This is a genomic window from Antarcticirhabdus aurantiaca (genome assembly GCF_009765365.1).
Classification (GTDB): Bacteria; Pseudomonadota; Alphaproteobacteria; order Rhizobiales; family Rhizobiaceae; genus Antarcticirhabdus; species Antarcticirhabdus aurantiaca.
In genome coordinates this window covers 1-17176 of the sequence record NZ_VTOM01000010.1, presented here as the reverse complement: position 1 = coordinate 17176, position 17176 = coordinate 1, and the positions used below count along the sequence as shown (strand labels likewise).

30 protein-coding genes are annotated in these 17176 nt (G+C 67.0%); 16 read left to right on the top strand and 14 right to left on the bottom strand.

The genetic code is table 11. From position 1 onward, the window contains the following. The first annotated feature begins 63 nt into the window (after nt 1-63). The gene (locus FZN60_RS13290) at nt 64-366 is read left to right on the top strand and encodes a DUF982 domain-containing protein (RefSeq protein ID WP_210253418.1); all 303 of its coding nucleotides are present in this window, start codon (nt 64-66) and stop codon (nt 364-366) included. 71 nt (nt 367-437) lie between these two features. Here the strand turns inward: FZN60_RS13290 and FZN60_RS13285 are convergent, their stop codons facing one another. The 13 genes from FZN60_RS13285 to FZN60_RS13230 all read right to left on the bottom strand — a co-directional run bounded on the left by FZN60_RS13285 (nt 438) and on the right by FZN60_RS13230 (nt 6513). Then, nucleotides 438-797: a hypothetical protein gene (locus FZN60_RS13285; protein ID WP_158873974.1), complete on the bottom strand. Its 360-nt coding sequence runs from the start codon at nt 795-797 to the stop codon at nt 438-440. Nucleotide 798: 1 nt separating this feature from the next. Next, entirely contained in the window at nt 799-1089 is a 291-nt protein-coding gene (locus FZN60_RS13280; protein ID WP_158873973.1) for a hypothetical protein, read from the bottom strand. Further along, nucleotides 1089-1256: a hypothetical protein gene (locus FZN60_RS13275; RefSeq protein WP_158873972.1), complete on the bottom strand. Its 168-nt coding sequence runs from the start codon at nt 1254-1256 to the stop codon at nt 1089-1091. Before FZN60_RS13275 ends, FZN60_RS13280 begins: the two co-directional genes overlap by 1 nt. Further along, entirely contained in the window at nt 1253-1606 is a 354-nt protein-coding gene (locus FZN60_RS13270; RefSeq protein WP_439647308.1) for a LexA family protein, read from the bottom strand. The genes FZN60_RS13275 and FZN60_RS13270 overlap by 4 nt, the downstream gene beginning before the upstream one ends. Then, nucleotides 1603-1971, bottom strand: coding sequence for a RusA family crossover junction endodeoxyribonuclease (locus FZN60_RS13265; RefSeq protein WP_158873971.1), 369 nt, complete (start codon nt 1969-1971; stop codon nt 1603-1605). The genes FZN60_RS13270 and FZN60_RS13265 overlap by 4 nt, the downstream gene beginning before the upstream one ends. After that, the gene (locus FZN60_RS13260) at nt 1968-2858 is read right to left on the bottom strand and encodes a DNA adenine methylase (RefSeq protein WP_158873970.1); all 891 of its coding nucleotides are present in this window, start codon (nt 2856-2858) and stop codon (nt 1968-1970) included. Before FZN60_RS13260 ends, FZN60_RS13265 begins: the two co-directional genes overlap by 4 nt. After that, nucleotides 2858-3535, bottom strand: coding sequence for a hypothetical protein (locus tag FZN60_RS13255; RefSeq protein ID WP_158873969.1), 678 nt, complete (start codon nt 3533-3535; stop codon nt 2858-2860). The genes FZN60_RS13260 and FZN60_RS13255 overlap by 1 nt, the downstream gene beginning before the upstream one ends. Further along, nucleotides 3532-3819, bottom strand: a complete 288-nt coding sequence (locus FZN60_RS13250; RefSeq protein ID WP_369413041.1) for a helix-turn-helix domain-containing protein — start codon at nt 3817-3819, stop codon at nt 3532-3534. Before FZN60_RS13250 ends, FZN60_RS13255 begins: the two co-directional genes overlap by 4 nt. After that, nucleotides 3810-4421, bottom strand: a complete 612-nt coding sequence (locus FZN60_RS28910) for a hypothetical protein (protein ID WP_246726776.1) — start codon at nt 4419-4421, stop codon at nt 3810-3812. Before FZN60_RS28910 ends, FZN60_RS13250 begins: the two co-directional genes overlap by 10 nt. Nucleotides 4422-4424: 3 nt before the next feature. Beyond that, nucleotides 4425-5357, bottom strand: a complete 933-nt coding sequence (locus FZN60_RS13245; protein ID WP_158873967.1) for a helix-turn-helix domain-containing protein — start codon at nt 5355-5357, stop codon at nt 4425-4427. Nucleotides 5358-5506: 149 nt separating this feature from the next. Next, a complete protein-coding gene (locus FZN60_RS13240) occupies nt 5507-5980 on the bottom strand; it encodes a hypothetical protein (protein ID WP_158873966.1) in 474 nt (157 codons plus the stop codon). An 87-nt stretch (nt 5981-6067) separates the two neighbouring features. Continuing rightward, a complete protein-coding gene (locus FZN60_RS13235) occupies nt 6068-6250 on the bottom strand; it encodes a hypothetical protein (protein WP_158873965.1) in 183 nt (60 codons plus the stop codon). Next, nucleotides 6247-6513: a transcriptional regulator gene (locus FZN60_RS13230; protein ID WP_158873964.1), complete on the bottom strand. Its 267-nt coding sequence runs from the start codon at nt 6511-6513 to the stop codon at nt 6247-6249. Before FZN60_RS13230 ends, FZN60_RS13235 begins: the two co-directional genes overlap by 4 nt. Here FZN60_RS13230 and FZN60_RS13225 point away from each other — a divergent pair. The 12 genes from FZN60_RS13225 to FZN60_RS13175 all read left to right on the top strand — a co-directional run bounded on the left by FZN60_RS13225 (nt 6512) and on the right by FZN60_RS13175 (nt 11451). Further along, nucleotides 6512-7279: an XRE family transcriptional regulator gene (locus FZN60_RS13225; RefSeq protein WP_246726774.1), complete on the top strand. Its 768-nt coding sequence runs from the start codon at nt 6512-6514 to the stop codon at nt 7277-7279. The genes FZN60_RS13230 and FZN60_RS13225 overlap by 2 nt on opposite strands. Before the next feature lies 1 nt (nt 7280). Beyond that, nucleotides 7281-7553, top strand: a complete 273-nt coding sequence (locus tag FZN60_RS13220; RefSeq protein ID WP_158873963.1) for a hypothetical protein — start codon at nt 7281-7283, stop codon at nt 7551-7553. Between the two features lie 127 nt (nt 7554-7680). Next, complete coding sequence (locus tag FZN60_RS29145) at nt 7681-7815, top strand: hypothetical protein (protein ID WP_255475975.1); 135 nt, start codon at nt 7681-7683, stop codon at nt 7813-7815. After that, nucleotides 7812-8192: a hypothetical protein gene (locus FZN60_RS13215; protein ID WP_158873962.1), complete on the top strand. Its 381-nt coding sequence runs from the start codon at nt 7812-7814 to the stop codon at nt 8190-8192. The genes FZN60_RS29145 and FZN60_RS13215 overlap by 4 nt, the downstream gene beginning before the upstream one ends. Beyond that, on the top strand, nt 8189-8527 hold the full coding sequence (locus FZN60_RS13210; RefSeq protein WP_158873961.1) for a hypothetical protein: 339 nt from the start codon (nt 8189-8191) through the stop codon (nt 8525-8527). The genes FZN60_RS13215 and FZN60_RS13210 overlap by 4 nt, the downstream gene beginning before the upstream one ends. Further along, complete coding sequence (locus FZN60_RS13205) at nt 8524-9156, top strand: hypothetical protein (RefSeq protein ID WP_158873960.1); 633 nt, start codon at nt 8524-8526, stop codon at nt 9154-9156. Before FZN60_RS13210 ends, FZN60_RS13205 begins: the two co-directional genes overlap by 4 nt. A gap of 349 nt (nt 9157-9505) precedes the next feature. Then, nucleotides 9506-9763 carry a hypothetical protein gene (locus tag FZN60_RS13200; RefSeq protein ID WP_158873959.1) on the top strand — a complete coding sequence of 86 codons (258 nt, stop codon included), beginning with the start codon at nt 9506-9508 and terminating at the stop codon, nt 9761-9763. Nucleotides 9764-9828: 65 nt separating this feature from the next. Continuing rightward, nucleotides 9829-10092, top strand: coding sequence for a DUF2312 domain-containing protein (locus FZN60_RS13195; RefSeq protein ID WP_158873958.1), 264 nt, complete (start codon nt 9829-9831; stop codon nt 10090-10092). A gap of 157 nt (nt 10093-10249) precedes the next feature. Beyond that, complete coding sequence (locus tag FZN60_RS13190) at nt 10250-10492, top strand: hypothetical protein (RefSeq protein ID WP_158873957.1); 243 nt, start codon at nt 10250-10252, stop codon at nt 10490-10492. Nucleotides 10493-10518: 26 nt separating this feature from the next. After that, complete coding sequence (locus FZN60_RS13185) at nt 10519-11067, top strand: HNH endonuclease (RefSeq protein WP_158873956.1); 549 nt, start codon at nt 10519-10521, stop codon at nt 11065-11067. After that, on the top strand, nt 11064-11264 hold the full coding sequence (locus tag FZN60_RS13180) for a hypothetical protein (protein WP_158873955.1): 201 nt from the start codon (nt 11064-11066) through the stop codon (nt 11262-11264). Before FZN60_RS13185 ends, FZN60_RS13180 begins: the two co-directional genes overlap by 4 nt. Further along, nucleotides 11257-11451: a helix-turn-helix transcriptional regulator gene (locus FZN60_RS13175; protein ID WP_158873954.1), complete on the top strand. Its 195-nt coding sequence runs from the start codon at nt 11257-11259 to the stop codon at nt 11449-11451. Before FZN60_RS13180 ends, FZN60_RS13175 begins: the two co-directional genes overlap by 8 nt. On the opposite strand, the gene FZN60_RS13170 is transcribed toward FZN60_RS13175, so the two are convergent. Next, nucleotides 11429-12757 carry a tyrosine-type recombinase/integrase gene (locus FZN60_RS13170; protein ID WP_158873953.1) on the bottom strand — a complete coding sequence of 443 codons (1329 nt, stop codon included), beginning with the start codon at nt 12755-12757 and terminating at the stop codon, nt 11429-11431. The two genes, FZN60_RS13175 and FZN60_RS13170, sit on opposite strands and share 23 nt — an antisense overlap. A 505-nt stretch (nt 12758-13262) precedes the next feature. Here FZN60_RS13170 and FZN60_RS13165 point away from each other — a divergent pair. From FZN60_RS13165 to FZN60_RS13155, 3 genes are all read left to right on the top strand, one after another. Continuing rightward, on the top strand, nt 13263-13520 hold the full coding sequence (locus tag FZN60_RS13165; protein WP_246726770.1) for a hypothetical protein: 258 nt from the start codon (nt 13263-13265) through the stop codon (nt 13518-13520). 252 nt (nt 13521-13772) lie between these two features. Continuing rightward, nucleotides 13773-15809, top strand: coding sequence for a calcium-binding protein (locus tag FZN60_RS13160; RefSeq protein ID WP_158873952.1), 2037 nt, complete (start codon nt 13773-13775; stop codon nt 15807-15809). A 216-nt stretch (nt 15810-16025) separates the two neighbouring features. After that, nucleotides 16026-16985: an SMI1/KNR4 family protein gene (locus FZN60_RS13155; RefSeq protein ID WP_158873951.1), complete on the top strand. Its 960-nt coding sequence runs from the start codon at nt 16026-16028 to the stop codon at nt 16983-16985. Nucleotides 16986-17176: the final 191 nt, after the last annotated feature.

Genomic DNA, 17176 nt, shown 5'->3' with positions numbered 1-17176 from the left:
GGAACTTTTTCTGAGCTCGTGCGTCTGTCGGGCGTTCCGTTCCTCGTTCACCAGGAGCTTGAGATGGGGCACAGCCGTTTCAGAAAGCCCGTTCGCGTCGCCATCGGACTGCAGGCGCCGCGGAACATCGAGACGCCGCTTCAGGCGTATTCTTTCCTCACCGAGCACGCCGGCGACTTTCAGACCCTGCCGCACCGGCTGGCTCGGAACGCCTGCCTCGGCGCTATTGAAGGCGGGTTCGATGCGGAGGTTGCACGAGCCGCCTTTGTCAGCTTCGCCAAGCGAGCTGGCATCCTCGCGCCCGAGGTCGACGATGTGGTCGCCGCGAGAGCGATGCAGAGTCACAGCGGGCAGCCGCTGAGCTGAGAACCAGGCACGGGCGCTGGGTTGAAGGATCCGGCGCCCGTCGTTGACGAGTGTGGCTTGGCGAGAGCGCGTCACAGCTTGCGGTCCGATTCTGCGAGGAGGACGTGGAAGTCGGCGCCGGCGCGCTCGAAGGCTTCAGCGTAGGACGGCACCTCGCGCCGTCCGAGCCGCGCCCAGTCGCGATGGTTCAGCGTCCAAATCTCGCGCACGGTGAGGAGAAGCCCGCGCTCGGTGGCGAGCCGCCGGCGCACCTTGCGTAGGCCGGCGGCCGGGATGTCGTTGCGCGTGGCGAGCGCCAGCATCAACGAAACCTGACCGCTGAAGCGCCGGCCGGTCAGCTGCTCGCCGGTCGGGCGCGACAGGTGCGGGCCGAAGGGCTCGCTCCACTCGCGCTCGGCCGGCGCGAAGAGGTCGCGATGCGGGAGCCCCATGTCACGCGCCCTCCGCGGCAAGCGCGTGCTCGGCCGCAAGGGCGGCGGCGATGGTGCGTAGCGTATGCGGCGCCGTCATCGCGTGCTCATGGCCGGCGAGCACCATCTGGGCGAGGCGCAGCGCGCCCTCCCGGGTGAAGCTCTGCTCGGACTGCAGGACGGTGGCCGACGTCGGCCGCAGCGCGGCGAGGTGCAGGCCGTCCGCCTCGTCGATCGCGACGATGCGCTGGCCGGCGCCGGTGAGGAGGTCGACGGCGACGAGGACGCGCGCGTCGGGAATGACGGAGGACATCAGGACACCAGGATGCAGGCGGCGAGGAGAACGCTGCCGACGGCGAGGGAGACCGCGCCGGCGCGAGGGTTGGTGCGGTCCGGGCCGTTGCGGCCGAGGATGAGGGAGTGGCCCGACAGGGCGAGCGCGGTGCCGGCCGCGGCGAGGACGACGGCGAGAAGCGTCATGGCCGCGTCTCGACGATCTCGATCGCGCGGGCACGATTCGGGCGGCGCCGGATGCGGCCGCGCTCTTCCAGCGCCGTCACGATGCGATGGACGCCGGACTTTGAGGCGAGGCCGAGCGCGGCTCCGATCTCGTCGTAGCTCGGCGTGTGGCCGCGCTCGTCGGCGTAGTCGCAGATGAAGCGGTAAGCGGTGCCCTGCTTCTCCGTCAGCCCAACGGTCGACCCGCGCACCGGGAGCGGCTCGGGCGCCGGCGGCTCGTCGGTACCGAACTCCAGGCGATAGGCTTCGCGAAGCTCCGAGCGGTGCGCGCGCATCCAGCCAATGATGCGAGGATCGATGCGGCGGCTCACGGCACGTCCTCCGCCTGCGCGATCACGATGACGCAGCCGGGCGTGGTGCTCTTCACCCACTCGGGCTTGACCCAGCGGACGAACTGCTGATTGTCGTCGGCGATGACGCGTTGCGTGACGAGGAGGTCGAGCACCGACTTCGCGAGGTTGTCGGCGTCGCGCCGCCGATCGTCGGGCGCGGTCAGCTCCAGAACGATCGTCACCGGCCCGCTCGTCGGCCGCGGGCGCTGGATCATCATCTCCAGCCCGGCCTCCTTCTTCCAGGCCTTGTAGCGCTTGGACTTGCGGATGCCGCCGGCCATGCGCGCGTACATCGCGTTGACCGAGATCGGGAACGGGATCTTGTATCGGGCGAGCTCGGTCATGCCGCCACCTCAGAACCGAAGAGCGGCAGCAGCCCGCGACTGCGATAGAGGTTCAGGTCCGCCACAGCCGCGGGGTTGATCCAGAGAACCTCAAGCCGCCGGCGCTGCTGGTCGGCCATCGCGACCGTTTGGACCCGCTTCCAGCCTGCCAGCGCCTCGTCATACAGCGCCGTCGCATTGCCGGAGAGAACCACCATGCCCGTGAGATGCGTAAGAAAAGCCAGCAGCTCGGCGTGATCAGCATCGCTGAGCTCGTGCCGGTACCGGCTCTTCTTACAATAGGGGTTCCGCAACGAACGCGTCGCGTGGACGTAGGGCGGATCGACGTAGTGCAGGGTATCCGGCCGATCGTTGTAGGCCATGACCTCGCGAGCGTCGCGATGCTCGATCGTGACGCCGCGCAGGCGGTCGACGATCGCGCCGAGCGCTTCCGGGTAGTTCCGCCAGTCGTGCGCCGGCGTGGTGCCGCTGCGCGATGATGAGCGGCGGAAGCCGGTGGTGTTGGCGCCGCGCTCGAACGTCGTCGCCGAATTGGCGCCGAAGCCCATGAACGAGCGAACAAGCAGCCGGCGAGATCGCTCGAGAGGATCGTCGGTGTGCTTGTAGGCTGCGCGGAACTCGGACAGCGCGAAGGGCGTCAGATAGAGAAGGCGCTCAAGCTCCGCCGCCTGCTTACGGTCGCGCAGGATCCGAAAGAGGCAAACGGCATCGTCGTCGAGGTCGTTGTAGACTTCGGCGTAGGAACGCTCCTTGCGCAGCAGCACGGACGCCGCACCACCGAAGGGCTCCACGTAGGTCCGGTGCGGCGGAAGATGCTCGATGATCCAGGGGGCCAGGCGCCACTTGCCACCGAACCAGCGAAGTGCAGGACGTGTCGGTTGCGACATCAGCGTGCGCCTCCGAACATGTCGAACTGCCGCGCGTCGGCTCGATCCAGCATGAGAAGGGCGGGTGCGCCGCGATGCGTGCAGTCCCAGACGAACCAGGCGTTCAGCGCCGGCGAGGCGCCCTGCCCCGTGAAGTCGACGCGCCAGCGCATCAGGTAGACGCGAGCCGGCGGAAACCGGCGCCAGAGGTGGGCCAGTCCTGCCGCGCCCGGCCAGCCCCAAGGCAGCAACAGGGCCATGTAAGCGACGCGCAAGCGCTCCAGCGCGTGATAGATCCACCGGGCTTCTGCCCCCTTCCATGAGCACTGGTCGAAGGGAGGGTTCGTGAGGATCGCCGCAGCCGGCGCCTTGTCGAAGTCGTAGAAGTCGCGGACGATGGCGCCGCAGCCGCGATCGACGAGGTCGGAGATAATCACCGGCAGGCCGACCGACTCCAGTTCGCGCGCGATCGCACCGTCGCCGGCCGCCGGCTCCCAGATGGCAGGGAACGTGCGCAGCCGGCTGAGTTCGGCGGCGACGAGGGCGCGAGACGGCTCGGGCGGTGTGGCATAGAACTCGCCGGCGCGACGTGCGAGCGCAGGCGCCACGACGATCTCGCCAGTCAGGAGATCCCGCGTATGGACCGGCTTCGAGCGCTTGCCGGTGGCGTGAAAGAGCCCGCGTGCCGAAGCGCTCACGGCGCCCGCTCCGCACGATAGCCGACGCCGGCGCCCGACAGCGCGCCGATGATGTTGACGACGCTCTGCCGGCTCGCGACCGGCAGCGCCGCGATCTGGCGAGCGATTTCGACTGCCTCGCCGTCCGAAGGTATCTCGCCCGCCGGCCGCAGTGCCCGCTCCACCTCGGCGACGATCTCGACGGCGGTGCAGCCGAGCGCCTCCGCGATCCGCAGGAGTGCGCCGGTCGAAACGCGGTTCTGGCCGCCCTCGTACTTACGGACCTGCTGGTAGGTCAGCCCCAACGCCCGACCAAGCGCCGAAGCCGAGAGGCCGGCGATTTCGCGGCGGCGCTGGATGATGGATCCGATGGCCTGGTCGGGGTCGATGATGGAGCGATGGGCGGAAGCGGGCATGGGGCGGCCTCGGACGTGACGATGGAGAGGAGGACGGGCGCGGCGTCGTTGGCCGCGGGCGGGGGCATGGAAGAGAGCCAGTCGGCGGCCGCGCGCAGCGTCGCGGCGAGGAGCGCGTTGGCGCGCACCGGCGCGATGCCGGCGAAGGGAACGACGACGCCCGGCACGCGCACGAAGGCGGCGGGCAGGCTCGCGCCGCGCTGGCCGCTATCGAACTGGTAGCGGGCCTTCGGGAAGAGCGCGTCGAGGAGCCGATCGGTCGCGGTCAGGTCGCCGACGAACCGCCCGCAGAACGACACCCAGATCGCGGTGCGGGCCTTCGCCGGATCATCGGACCGGAAGCCCGGGACCTCGCCGAGCCAGTCGGCGATGTCTTCGTCGAGGTCGACGTTGGCCGCGCCCGACAGCTCGACACGCTCCGCCAGCACGCTGCAGGCGTTCGCCAGGCTGCCGGGCGCCTGCACGATGGCGGAGGGGCGCAGCGCCTGCACGGTTCAGGCTCCCGTTGCCTGAGAGGCGAAGAAGACGGGCACCGCGCCGGGCGACTGCAGGCGCGACACCTTGTGCGCGGCGCGCTCGGCCGAGGAGCCGGCGCCGCGCGCCATGCGGGTGTGCGTGTCGCAGTAGGAGCGCTTCAGGTCGCCCGTCGCGCGCCCGCAGCAATGGACTGCGACGCCGAAGCGGGTCCGGCCGGCCGGGTAAACGGGCCAGCGGCATGTCGCAGAGAGCGCATCGATCAGCGGGACGGGTTGAAAGCCCGGCAGCGGACGGAAGGCATCGTCGCGCGCCGGCCGCTCGTCGGCAGCTTCGGCCGGCCCCGTGTCGCCGTCGGCAACCTCCGCAGGCGCCGCGTCAACCGGATCGGCCGCGATCGGCGCGGAAACGGGCGCCGTGTCAATCGAAACCGTCGTTTCGTCAACCTCGACCGAGCCGTTGGAGATCGCAGGCGTCAGCTGGTCCGGCCCAGCGCGGCGTCGCGCGCCGGCGACGCGGCCGCTCGCCGAGCGATCCCGCTTGGGGAAGCGCGCGGGATTGCACTTGATGATCCAGGACAAACGGCCCTTCGTCAGGCCCGTCGCCTGCATGATCGGACCATAGGTCTTCCCCTCGGCCCACATGGCGGCGATGGCTTCGACGAGCGGGTCGACCAAGGACGGCTCGGCGGCAGACCCAACGGGTGGCTCGGGCGAATGCGGCGGGAACGCCACCTTGTCGCGCATCCAGGTCTTGACCGTCTGCAGCGAGACGTTCGCCTCGGCGGCGATCTGAGTTGGCGTGGCCTTCTCGGCGTGACGCCGGATCGCCAGCGCCTTGCGCTCGGCCGCGACGGCGGCGCTCGGCCGGCGGCTCAACTTGCGTCCCGGCTTCTTCGGCTCGGCGGCGGTTTCAGCAGACAAAGTGGTGACGTTGCGCCGGACGGGTGCCATCGGCGTGCTCCATGTCGGTGATGTGAAAGGGTGCCGGCCCCGCTTGATTGGGAAGAAGGCGGGGCCGGCGGGAGACCCGCGCGCTACGGGAGGATGCGCGCGCGGGCGATCACGGGATCAGGGCGGCTGCGGGAGCGAGGCGGGCATCGTCACACCACCTTCGCTTCGAGATCGTCGAGGACGCGCCGCAGGTCCGTGATGGCGTCGAGCACGGCCGCCTTCTCGGCCGCCGTGTTTACCTGGCCGTCGTCGTCGGTCGCGTCGCACATCGCGCGGTGCAGATCCGAGGTTTCGCGGACGATGCGGTGCAGGTCCTGAACGCAGGCCGGAGCGCGGCTGGTCGAGCCGTCGCGCTGGGTGCGGTTGAGCATCCAGCGGCTGACGATCGGCGCCTTCGCCGCGATCTCCAGACGCACGACCTGCCTAATAGGCATCGAGCGCGACATGTCGCTCGGGGTGCAGTAGCCGGAGATCCGCGCCTCGGAGAACGCGCGGCGCTCGCCCTTCGCGTCGACGTACCAGAGCGCCTCGCCGGCCGAGGCCGTGCCGCCGACCGCAGAGACGAGCTCGCCCGTCAGCGTCTTCAGTGCGCGCTCGTCGAGATCGGTGAAGGGCTGGATCATGGTCAGGCCTTGAGGAGCGGAAACCGGTAGGCGGCGAATTTCCGTGAAGTGGCGCGAGGGATGCGACATCTTGGACGGGTCGAGAGATCAGCCGCCGCGACGAGCGCGGCGGCGGCGAGACGGGGGTGAGAAGCGGATGAAGTCGTCGTTGGCAGCCCAGCGCACGACCGGGTGGGCGCGGCGCAGGCGCCTCAAGTGCCGGCCGAGCACGATGCCGCCGATCAGCGCGAACGCGAGCCACGCAAGGAGGATGGCGAGGCTCTCGATCATTGCGTCGCCTCCGCAACAAGCCCCGCCTCCGCGGCAGGGACGAGCGAGCAACCTTCGTCGCACTCGCCGAACATGTCGGGTCGGAGCCGATGCCGGGAAACGCCGGAGAGGGCCTCGAGCGGCAGAACTCTGACGGGAGGACAAATCGACCACTGCCACACAGCCTGGGTCGAGATGCCGAGCTTGTCGGCAACGACGGCATGCCCGCCAACGGCCTGAATTGCTGCCCCCAGGGCCGCGCTCATCGCATCACGATCACTCATGACGCCTATTCAAGCACCGCTTGATTATCAAATCAAGCATCTCTTTAGTGGACCCGAGCCGTCCCCATTATTCACATCGGCGGTGATGGAAGCGACGGTCGGATCAGCTCTCAAGAACGCTCGGAAGCGCCGGGCGCTGCGTCAGGTAGACGTGGCGGACCACGTCGGTGTCTCCGTGCAGGCGGTCAGCCAATGGGAGCGCGGCGACAATCAGATTACGATGGAAAACCTGCGGACCGTCGCGGCCTTCCTCAAGATCGACGCGACCGCCGCCTATCGCGGCGAGGTCGTTCTCCTTGACGATGCCGCTCCGCCGAATGAGGTCGAGCGCGTCTCCGATGTCGGTCGCCCCGCACTTGGCCCTCTTGATGTGCCGGTATTGGGCCTCACAGTCGGCGGCAGCTCCGGGGATTTCAGCTTCAACGGCGAGATCATCGGGCACGTTCGCCGCCCGGCAGGCATAGCGAACCTCTCCAACGTCTTCGCGCTCCATGTGCTCGGAGACAGCATGTCTCCACGCTACGAGCCGGGCGACATGGTGTACTGCGGCGGTCGCCCGCCCGTGCCCGGCGACGATTGCGTGATCGAGATGTTGCCGACCGAGGATGCACCGGCGGGGCGAGGCTTCATCAAGCGCTTGGTCAAGCGGTCCACGTCCAAGATCCTGGTCTCGCAGTTCAATCCTTCAGCCGAAATCGACTTCGATCCGCGAGAGGTGAAGGCCGTTCACCGTGTGATCCCCTGGAAAGAAGTTCTCGGCTTCTGAGGTGCCGGCCGAGGGCTTTCGTCCTCTGCACCTCGTCATAGAACAGCGGCTCGACCGTGAAATGATCGTCCGGAACGCCCTCCTGCCGGCAATAGGTGCAGCGCAGTTTGCACGCGAAGTCATTGAGCGTCGTCTCTTCGCGGACGCCGAAGCGGCGCAAATCTTCCTTGTTCCTCCAACGGTTCTTTCCGCACTGACCGCACTCGATGCGAACTGCCCGGACGTGACGAAAAACGACCTCCTGGGCCAGCGCCATGATTCGCTCCGTTCATGATTCGTTCTATGATCGATACCGGAACCTAGAGTGTCGAGAGGGGTCAGTTAGGTTTTTTGGTCAAGCATCACTTGATTGAACATTCAAGTGATGCTTGAATGCCTCCATTACCTGATGGAGCGCACGCATGGCCATCCTCAAAGAGATCGCATCCCTCGCCGCCGTGATCGCGTTAGTCGCGTCCTTCTCGGTGCTGGGCGACCGCAGCACCTCGGCTCCGGCCGGCGGCGATGTCGTCATGCTGGTGAGCGCCGCTCGATGAGCAAGATGATCGCCGAGTTCACCCCTGCTCCGCCGCGCGGCGGGCGCACGCCGGGCCTCATCCGGCCGGCCCACACCGGGGATGCCGGTCGCGACCTCACCTGCCGCCTCTACTCCGCCGACACTGGCGCGCTGATCGCGAGCACCGAGAGCGGCCAGCTGCCGCGCGGTGACGACGAAGCCAACGCCGCCTTCATCCGGCTCGCCTGGAACTCGCACGACCGGCTCGTCGAGAGCGCGATCAACGACCGGGCGGCACTCCAGATCGCCCTAGACCGTCTGCCGAGCGACACGCCGGCCGATGTCGTCGCGGCGTTGAAGGATCGCGTCGCGAAGGTCGACGAGCTCCTCGCCGGGATCGAGGGGAGCGCGTCGTGATCGGCATCCTCCCCGCCACGCTCGAGGTGCGCCCCTCCAATCCCGGCGGCCCCATGGCGCGCGCCGTCGTCGCCGACGGCAGCGGCACGCTGATCGTCGACTTCGCCGCCGGCGGCATCACCCGCCGGCCCGTCGTCGCGGAGGCTTTCGCCGAGCGCCTTGTCCTCTCCTGGAACGCTCACTTGCCGATGGTGGCCGCGCTCCTCGCCGCCCGCGAGGCCTTTCTCGCGATCGACACCGCGGGCGGCGGCACGACGCTTGCCTCGATCGAAGAGGCGCTGGCCATCGCAGGCGTCGACCTGTCGCGACGGCCGCGACCGGAGGTCACCCGATGACGCCGCGCGTTCACCTCAATCCCGCGGCTCGCGACCTCGCCGCGCTCTCGGCCGCGACCGGCTATCCGCGCCACGAGCTCATCTCGCGCGGTCTCGCCTTCTGCAAGGCCAACCCGCGCACGGCCGACGTCGAGGACGATCTCTCGCAGCTGCCGCCCTTCGAGGACGGCACGAACGTCGACGATCCCCTCGCCGACGTCGACCGGCAGCCCGACGAGTCCTTCGCCGATCCCGACACCGTCTGGTCAGACGGGCGCGCCCTATCGAAGCGCGAGCGCGCCGCCGCCATCATCATCGTGGGCGAGCACGGGCTCGTGCCGATCGGCCGCCGCACGACATCGTCGGCGCAGCGGGTGCTGACGGACGAGGACGATCTCCTCGTCCTCGTCGAGCACAACCTCGCGCTTCTCGACATCGAGGAGCTGGACGAGGCCTCGCCGCTCTCGCGTCGCCGCCAGATTGATCGCGGCATCGCCGTCGACAAGCGGCCCGATCCCGTCGCGGCTCGCGCGCGGCGCCGGACCTTGCTGGAGCGGCTGCGCGACGAGGCGATCGCGCGGGCGGCCGAGGCAAACGCCGACGAGAACAGCGAGACCACCGTCACCCGACAGGCAAAGGTGCGGGGATGACGGCGAGGCGACGCGCGGCAAAGGAGCGTGGCAATCCTGCCGGGCACAGCGCCTCGATGCCGCGCGTCGCCGCCAATGATTGCGCCTCGCCGCTGCAGGCCTGGGTCGCCGCGGGAAGCCCGCAGCCGGTGCCGTACGAGGTTTTAGCGCACGCGCACGGCTATGTCGCCTGGCTGAGATCGACAACTATAACGTCCAGCCGGTCCTGCGCGCGTTCATTGCCTGGGTCGACGCCCTAGTCGCGGCCGCGCCGGTCGCGAAGGCGGCATGATGGCAGACCGGCCCCTCCATTTCTGCGCCCTCACCTTCACCGTCCATCGCTGCAACATCGATTCTATGGAGGCCCCTGGTGCCTGATCTCCGTATCGAGAACCCCACCGTCAGCGAGCGCTTCGCCGCGATGTTCGCCGAGATCGGCGTCGCGCTGCCGTTGCGCGAGAGCGCCGAGGATCTGGGCGCCATCCTCGCCGCCGATGGCGAGGAGATCCTCGTCGTCGACGTGGAGAGCGTCATGGACGACACCGACGTCGCGACGATCGCTAGCCTCATCGTGCTGGCGGTGAACACCTGCGCCGGCCTGCGCGCCGAGATCCGCCACGACGCGTGAGCGCCCCTCCGGCCGTGCCCTCCCCTTCATCCCCACCCCCTTTCCGCACCACCAGGAGCATACCCATGAGCGAAGTGCAGGAAGTCGCGCAGGACCAGCTGCGGTCCTACGTGGAACGAGTCGAACGTCTGGAAGAGGAAAAGCAGACGATCGCCGACGACATCAAGGACGTTTATGCCGAAGCCAAGGGCAATGGCTTCGACACAAAGGTGCTCCGGAAGGTCATCTCGCTGCGCAAGCAGGACGCCAACGAGCGCGCTGAACAGGACGCCATCCTCGACCTCTACCTCGAGGCGCTCGGCATGGTCGTGGATCTACCGAAGAACTGAGGTGCGCTGTGAACCGCTCCGACGCAGTCGAGCCCGCCAGTCACTCGATGACGCCTGAGGATGAGGTCGCGAGGCGGCGCCGACATGACGACATGGCGTCTTTCATACGCGCTGAGATCCCTGCTCGCGCCGCCTCTCTCGTGAAGGATACTGGCCAGTGAAGAACAAGCTTGTCGACCTCAACAACCACCTCTTCGCCCAACTCGAACGCCTCGGCGAGGAGGGGCTCACCGCCGAGCAGATCGAGGCCGAGGCCCGGCGCGCCGAGGCCATGACGGGCGTCGCAGATCAGGTGGTTCGCCTCGCCTCGCTTTCCGTCTCGGCCGCCAAGCTCGTTGTCGACTACGGCAATGATCCCGCCCCATATCTGCGATCGATCGAGGGAAAGAGGGACGAATGAGGGGCCGTCCGGAGCCCGTCGGCAGCGTGGCCATCCACAACGGCCACGTCTTCAAGAAGGTAGCCAACGCCCGGCGCTGGAAGCTCTTGAGCCACTTGAACTGGGAGGAGGCGAACGGCCCCCTCCCGGAAGGCTACGTGCTCAAGGCCAGGGATGGCGACCGCCTCAACACCGATGCCTCGAACTGGGTTCTCTTCCCGAACTGGCTTGGGGTGACCGCACGCCTCGCCATCCACAACGCTCCGCCGGAGCTGATGGAAGCTGTCATCCTGAACGAGACGGTTAAGCATCGCCTGCGCCTCGCCCGGGCGCGGGCCGGGCTGCCTGATCCGATCGCGCGGCGTGTCATCCGTGAGATCGAAATCCGCCGCCAGCAGCGGCATGCCAAGAGAATGGAGGAGGATCCGGTTTATCGAGAGCAGCACAAGGAGAAGGTCAGGTCCAGATACCTGACCCAGAAGCAGAACCGCGCCTTACGGATGGCAGCCGATCCCGAATACGCGGCGGCGCGTCGAGAGAGCCTTCGGCGGAAGGACAAGCGCAGAAGAGATCGAAAGAGGGGCGTCACAACATGAGCACGGCTGACTTCGACGAGGTGCCGAACCCAGGCAGCCCGTTCGCCGGTACGCCGGGTTGCCGCTGCCCGGTCGTCGACAACGCCCGCGGCGAGGGACACCTCGGCTCGGGCCTCTTCTGGATGACGGTCGGCTGCCCGCTGCACGGTGCGCGGGTCGCCGTGGGTGACGAAGGAAAGGCAGACCGCGATGGGTGAAACGACCGGGGGCACACTGCTGACGACGGCTGAGGCGTGCGACTTCCTGAAGATAGGCCGCACGACGCTCTGGAAGCTCGAGCGCACCGACAAGGCCTTTCCGCAGGCGATCACCTACGGGCAGCGCCTCAAGCGCTGGCGCCAACGGGACCTCGAAACCTACGTCAAGGCGCAGGCGGAGGCCTGAGCCCGACGATCTCGGCAAGCAGCGCGGCCCAGGCGTCGAGGGCCGCGCGCTTCTCTTTCAGGTAGGCGTTGCGGTCGTAGACGGCCGTGACAGCCGCCGTGCCGCCGCTGTCGCTGGTGTGGTTGAGCACTTGGCTGACGACGAAGCGCGGCATCGCGATCCGCTCGCTCGTGATGGCCGTCGAGCCCGTCCGGCGCAGATCGTGCGGGGTGATCCCCGTGACAGGCACCTCCTCCCCGTCCTTCTCCATACGCAGGAGCGGCAGGAACCGCCCCCAGGCATGCGTGATCGCGTTCGGCGCTACCGGCTGGGCCGGGTTGCGCGGCGACGGGAAAACGAACTGGCTCTTCGTTCCCGCCTTGGTGCGTGCGGCGAGCGCCTCGTCGATGAGCTCGATCGCAAGCGCGGAGAGCGGCACGACGTGGGTCCGGCCGTTCTTCGTACGCTCGCCGGCCATCGTCCAGGTCCGCGCCTTCCGGTCGATCTCGTCGAGGCGCATGCCGCTGACCTCGCCGCGGCGCTGGAGCGTGACGGCCGCGAGCTTGATCGCCGTGGCGATCGCGACCGACAGGCTGACGCCCTTCAGCGCGCCGGGGTTCGATAGGGCCCGCCAAAGGGCCGCCATCTCCTCGTCGGTGAGCACCCGCTCGCGCTCCGTCCAGGTCGGCGAGGAGACGAAGCGGGTTGGATCGTTGGCGACGATCTCCTGCCAGACCGCAAAGGCGAAGATCTTCTGGATGACGTTCCGGGCGTGTCGCGCGGCGCCGGGCGAGAACTCCGTCTCGATCGCGTCGACGGTCCGCTGCAGCTCGGCGCGCGTGATGTCGGCAAGTGGCCGCTTGCCGAGCTTCGGGATGACGACGCGCTCAAGGTAGTCCTTTTCCAGCGCGCGCGGCCGCGGACGCATCGGCTTGCCGTTGAAGCGATGCCGACCAGTGGCGGTCCGCTCAATGTAGTCGCGCCCGACCGCCTCGATCGTCTCGACACGGCGCTTCGCTTTCGCGGCGGCTGCCGCCTTTTTCTCGCCGTCGACGTCGATGCCGTCGGCGACGGCCGAGAGCATCTTGCGCGCTTTCTCCCGCGCCAGGCTCAAGGGCAAATCCGGATAGCGGCCGATGGTGATCTTCTTCGAGCGGCCCACCTCGCCTCGGCCGCCCTTGTCGGCGCGCACGGACCACGACTTCGTGCCGCCGGGCGAGACGCGCAGGATGAGGCCCGACTGTTTCGGGTCGCGGTAGTCGACAGCGTTCTTCTCGGGCAGCGGCAGCGCGTCGATACCGGCTTTGGTCGGAGGCAGGTCGGGCATCGGTTGCCTTGGACGGATTTGGACGGATATTGGACGGATGGCGGCGCGGAACCGCGCATCAGCACAAACCGGCGCGAACACAAAAGTCAACGCAAAGCCCTGCTTTTCTAGGATTCCTGAACATCGGCGAAACACTGCGAACGGTAATTAGATCAGCTTCCCAAGCTGAATGTCGTGGGTTCGATTCCCATCGCCCGCTCCAGCAATCCTCTTATTCCCAGAGCTTCGAAGAGCCTTCCGACGCTTGCCTTGCGTCTCCCGCGCGGAACGGATGGCGTACGGCGGCAATCCGTGGAACGAGGTGCCACGCGATGTTCCGGAGGTGTTCCCGGCTTCAAGGCAAGCGTCGAGGCGGCGACAGGCGCGACGCGGTGTGGGAAATCTTGCTACGCAGTGCGTGGATCGAGGTCGACCGCCTGGACGCGTCGGTGCGGCGCGGCGACGTCCGCCACCGCCTGACGTCGAAGCCCTGACGGCACCTGACCCGTCGTACCCGGAGGATCGCATGCCCACGAAGACCGTCTACTTGGCGCAAGGATTCGAAAGGAAGGGCAAGGGCTTCCGTCCCGGTACGCCCTTCCCGTTCAAGACGGCCGACGAGGCACGTCGGCGCGCCGAGCGCGGCCGTGACAACTTCAACGGCCGGCTCGTCGGCTTCATCGCTCTGCAGATGGACGTCGACGAGGAGAGCGGCGACCCTCAAGGCGAGCCGGTGCTTCTCGCCAAGTTCGGCGAGCTGCCGCGGGAATTTTCCGACGATTGATGCCGACAGCGTCGGCTTGTCGATGATCGCAGGTCGATGTGGTTACTTTCCAGTTCGAACCAGCTGCAAACCAATCATCCTTCGAGTGTTCAAGCGCTCAGGTGCCCCAACCATCAGCCAGCGAACATTCATGGACACGTTACGCACGGCCACTCAGCCGGCCGTACAGATGTTGCAGCCTGGACACCATGGCACAAGCTCCAACCGCTACTGGTTCGCCCAGAATAGCCACTTGAGTTTGGAGACTGGAAGTTGGCCATCGAACGCGCAGTGCGGGCATCTGATCTTGTCGATACGTTCGGCGTCGTCGCTCCCATAACCTTCACCGACGGTGTCTACGCGCCAATCGACAAGGTTCTGTCGGCGCTCGACTATCTCGGAATCGATCACGTCCGCGCCAGAGCCCCCAATCCGACCTATGCGTTGGTCGGGCAGAAGAACCTCGAAACGGCTGCGGATGCCGGGTTGAAGTTCGTTTTCCACCCGCTCGGCAAGGAGGACCCTCGCGACGTGGTGCAGAACCTCCACGCGTTCGAGGATATTCATCCGGGCTCGATCGTCGGCATCGAGGGCCTGAACGAGGTCAACAACTTCCCCGTCTCGTACAAGGGGCTGACCGGAACGTCGGCGGCAAAGGTTTTTCAGTCCGACCTCTACAACGGCGTCAACGCGGACGCCCTGCTGCGATCGATCCCGGTGCTGGGCTTCACGGATTGGCCAAACACCTCCTCCGCTTCGGACTGGAGCAACGAGCACGTTTATCCGAAGAACGGCGGTCAGCCCTTCAACGCGATCAGGGATGCGAAGGCGAGGCTGGAGAGCCTGGACCCGAACAAGCCCTTCGTCCTTACGGAACTCGGCTACCACAACTCGATGGGCGCCGACACGGGCGGCGGCTGGGAAGGCGTCGACCTGATCACGCAAGCCAAGCTCACGCTCAACGCCTACATGGACGCGGCCAGTCTCGGCTCGCGCGGAACCTATCTTTATCAGCTGCTCAACTCGCCCGCAGATGGATCAGGCGCCGACCAGGAGAACCATTTCGGCCTCTTCGACGCGCGCTACAATCCCAAGCCCGCAGCGACCGCCGTCCATAATCTCACCTCGATACTCCAGGACGACGACAGCGCGGCCTCGAGCTTCATCAGCGGAAGCCTCAGCTATACGATGGCGGGCTTGCCGCCGGGCGCCAAAAGCTACCTGACGCAGAAGACGGACGGCACGTTCCAGGTCGTTCTATGGGCCGAGCCCGACATCTGGGACGAGGCGAACGACAAGCCGATTTCGGCAGCCGGGCAGACCGTCACCGTGACGTTCGACGACGTCATCGACTCGATCTCCGTCTTCGATCCGCTCCTCGGCACGACGGCCACGAAGACGGTTCAGAACGGAAGAAGCGTCTCCTTCACCCTGTCCGATCACCCGATCGTCGTCGAGATCGACGATGTGGATCCGACCAAGCCGGGAATGGGGAACGACACCTACGTCATCGATGTCGCGGGAACGCCCATCACCGAGGCGGCCGGCGGCGGCATGGACACCGTGCGGACCGGCCTCGCGCGCTTCACCCTTGCCGAAAACCTCGAGAACTTGATCTACACCGGAACAGCCTCCTTCAACGGGAAGGGCAACGGCTCCGTCAACACGATCACCGGCGGCTCTGCCGCGGACATCCTCGACGGCGGCCGGGGCGCGGACATCCTGACGGGCGGGGCCGGAAACGACAGCTACGTCGTCGACGACATCGGCGACACGATCGTCGAGCTTGCCGGTGGCGGAACCGACAAGGTGTCCTCCAGCGTCGACTATCGGCTTCCCGTCAACGTCGAGAACCTGACGCTTGTCAGTGGCGCTCACCTGGACGGATTCGGCAACGCCCTCGCGAACACGATCACCGGCACGACCCGCAACAACGTCCTGGCGGGCGGCCTCGGCTCGGATCGTCTGGTCGGACGCCAGGGCAACGACGCCTTCGTCTTCGACACCGCCCTCGGAAAAACGAACGTCGATACGATCGTCGACTTCGGAACGCGATCCGGCGACGACGACAGCATCGTGCTCGATCATGCGATCTTCAACAACGCAGGCGCGGTCGGCACGCTGCGCAAGGCCGCCTTCGCGGCCAATCAGACCGGCATCGCGGCCGAACGAGACGATCGCATCATCTACGAGGCGGATACCGGAAAGCTCTTCTACGACCCCGACGGATCTGGCGCGATCCAAGGCACTCAGTTCGCCAAACTGACGGCCGGGCTCAGCCTGTCTTATGCTGACTTTCTGATCATCTGAACGCCTCGCCCGGGGGTCAAGCTGAGCAGCGGCCTTCCGGTTTCACCCCGCCGTGCGCCCGAGTGAGCCGCACGGACCAGGTTATTTTAGGGTGGCTTTGCGACGGTCCGGTTCTAGCTACGGTTGGGTCAGAAGCGGATGATACCGACCCGCTCGCATGCGTGATCGCTCTCGACTCAGCAGGTGGCGAGATCGAGAGGCACAGGAGGTTGGCAATTGACGACCCGGCGGACCTTTCTCGTCCTGATGACGACGCTGCCAGTCGTCATGCGCAACGGTGACGGGCGTGCCGCGACGAGGGGCGACGAGACGTGGGACACGGTGCTGCGCAACGTGGAAGGCTTCCGTGCCGGTGCTGCCCGGCTCGGCCTCACGGGAAGTTGGGATCGGCCAGCCGTGCCGATCACCGTCGACATCCGCCCGCCGGCCGGCGAGGAGGCGGTTGGCGCCGTGGAGCGTGAGATCGGCGAGCCCATCCCGCCGGCACTCCGCCGCTTCTATCGTGACGTTTCGGCGGGCTTGGAGATCGAATGGCTGCTGCCCGGGCGACGCGTCGTCATGCCGGAAGGCTGGTCGAGCGTCGTCTACGATCTCGTTCCTCCCGCGCCGTTCCGCAAGCCGGTGGGCGAGCCGCCCAATCCCGTCGAGCCGACCATCAATGCCGGCCATATCCGCTTCTTTCTCGATGAGACTCCCATGCTTCTGAGGGACATGGAGGTGTGGAAGCAGAACTTTCGCGACGTAGAGACGATGGAAGCCGACGATCCGGGGGTGCGGCTCCACTACCAGCGCCACCGGCAATGGTGGGATCGAGCGTTTCCCCTCGGAATGGACCTTGGGGGCAACCATATTGGAGTGGACCGTGCGGATGAAGCCGGTCGCCTTCTTTGGCTGAACCACACCGGCTCCGACGCTCCGGGCTGGTTCATCGATCACACCCTTCCCGAGTTTCTTCTGATCCAGAGCCATCTTGGATGGACCGGGTTTCGGGGCATCGAGTTCGATTTCTTCCGCGACGAAGCCGCAGAACCGGGAGAGCGGGAGCGACGCTACCTCGAAGCGCACGCTGCGGACGGCGAATGGGCGCTACTCCCACCGACCACCTACGTCTTGAACGACCGCAGCGAAGCGGCACGACAGTGGCGCCGCTGGCTTGGCCTTCCCGAACCCGTGTGACCTACCGATCGGGAGCGGCGGCTTTCGAGGAACGGCGGGACTGGCTTGAACGTCCTGAAAGGGTCCAGGCCGTGTCAAAACGTCGAGCTTGGTTGTTGTTTGAGGTTTCGGGGCTGATCGCACGGTTGGGCGCAGAGATACGGCGCTCTACTGCTGCTTTTTGCGATGGTCGAGGGACAGAGCGATGCCGT

What these genes read in the sequence shown, in the direction of transcription:
- FZN60_RS13260 (WP_158873970.1), bottom strand. Translation starts at nt 2,858, where the DNA reads ATGTCGCAACCGACACGTCCTGCACTTCGCTGGTTCGGTGGCAAGTGG.
- FZN60_RS13265 (WP_158873971.1), bottom strand. Translation starts at nt 1,971, where the DNA reads ATGACCGAGCTCGCCCGATACAAGATCCCGTTCCCGATCTCGGTCAAC.
- FZN60_RS13215 (WP_158873962.1), top strand. Translation starts at nt 7,812, where the DNA reads ATGAGCAAGATGATCGCCGAGTTCACCCCTGCTCCGCCGCGCGGCGGG.
- FZN60_RS13165 (WP_246726770.1), top strand. Translation starts at nt 13,263, where the DNA reads ATGCCCACGAAGACCGTCTACTTGGCGCAAGGATTCGAAAGGAAGGGC.
- FZN60_RS13245 (WP_158873967.1), bottom strand. Translation starts at nt 5,357, where the DNA reads ATGGCACCCGTCCGGCGCAACGTCACCACTTTGTCTGCTGAAACCGCC.
- FZN60_RS13175 (WP_158873954.1), top strand. Translation starts at nt 11,257, where the DNA reads ATGGGTGAAACGACCGGGGGCACACTGCTGACGACGGCTGAGGCGTGC.
- FZN60_RS13205 (WP_158873960.1), top strand. Translation starts at nt 8,524, where the DNA reads ATGACGCCGCGCGTTCACCTCAATCCCGCGGCTCGCGACCTCGCCGCG.
- FZN60_RS13170 (WP_158873953.1), bottom strand. Translation starts at nt 12,757, where the DNA reads ATGCCCGACCTGCCTCCGACCAAAGCCGGTATCGACGCGCTGCCGCTG.
- FZN60_RS13275 (WP_158873972.1), bottom strand. Translation starts at nt 1,256, where the DNA reads ATGACGCTTCTCGCCGTCGTCCTCGCCGCGGCCGGCACCGCGCTCGCC.
- FZN60_RS13280 (WP_158873973.1), bottom strand. Translation starts at nt 1,089, where the DNA reads ATGTCCTCCGTCATTCCCGACGCGCGCGTCCTCGTCGCCGTCGACCTC.
- FZN60_RS13285 (WP_158873974.1), bottom strand. Translation starts at nt 797, where the DNA reads ATGGGGCTCCCGCATCGCGACCTCTTCGCGCCGGCCGAGCGCGAGTGG.
- FZN60_RS13180 (WP_158873955.1), top strand. Translation starts at nt 11,064, where the DNA reads ATGAGCACGGCTGACTTCGACGAGGTGCCGAACCCAGGCAGCCCGTTC.
- FZN60_RS13230 (WP_158873964.1), bottom strand. Translation starts at nt 6,513, where the DNA reads ATGAGTGATCGTGATGCGATGAGCGCGGCCCTGGGGGCAGCAATTCAG.
- FZN60_RS13290 (WP_210253418.1), top strand. Translation starts at nt 64, where the DNA reads ATGGGGCACAGCCGTTTCAGAAAGCCCGTTCGCGTCGCCATCGGACTG.
- FZN60_RS13240 (WP_158873966.1), bottom strand. Translation starts at nt 5,980, where the DNA reads ATGATCCAGCCCTTCACCGATCTCGACGAGCGCGCACTGAAGACGCTG.
- FZN60_RS13195 (WP_158873958.1), top strand. Translation starts at nt 9,829, where the DNA reads ATGAGCGAAGTGCAGGAAGTCGCGCAGGACCAGCTGCGGTCCTACGTG.
- FZN60_RS13235 (WP_158873965.1), bottom strand. Translation starts at nt 6,250, where the DNA reads ATGATCGAGAGCCTCGCCATCCTCCTTGCGTGGCTCGCGTTCGCGCTG.
- FZN60_RS13225 (WP_246726774.1), top strand. Translation starts at nt 6,512, where the DNA reads ATGACGCCTATTCAAGCACCGCTTGATTATCAAATCAAGCATCTCTTT.
- FZN60_RS29145 (WP_255475975.1), top strand. Translation starts at nt 7,681, where the DNA reads ATGGCCATCCTCAAAGAGATCGCATCCCTCGCCGCCGTGATCGCGTTA.